Below are 243 nucleotides of genomic sequence, written 5' to 3'. Positions count from 1 at the left end.
ATAGATATTAATTATCTCTGTTAGATCCTCTAGTTTCCTATTGTACGGATAACCAACTATATAAATTATATATTCCCCATCGTCATAATTTCTTTTTTTATAAGAATCAATTAATATCCAACCATCTTTTATGTATCTATTAACATCTGTTTTTATCTCACTCCTTTTAGAATTAGACAAGGTCAGGGAATTCATCAAATATTGTTCCAAAGCCTTGCGTATTAGCTTTTTTGTGAGCTATTG

The 243-nt window shown here is 28.8% G+C and carries 1 protein-coding gene; it reads right to left on the bottom strand.

Going from position 1 to position 243, the window contains the following annotated elements; all coding sequences use genetic code 11:
* Positions 1-195: hypothetical protein (locus SB772_RS44740; protein ID WP_410839118.1), on the bottom strand; the 195-nt coding region annotated here is incomplete at its 3' end.
* Positions 196-243 lie beyond the last annotated feature (48 nt).

It is taken from the genome of Paraburkholderia sp. SIMBA_030 (assembly GCF_046535245.1).
In the GTDB taxonomy this organism is placed as follows: Bacteria; Pseudomonadota; Gammaproteobacteria; order Burkholderiales; family Burkholderiaceae; genus Paraburkholderia.
Note: the sequence above shows the minus strand (reverse complement) of the source record. Positions and strands in the feature narration are given on the sequence as shown.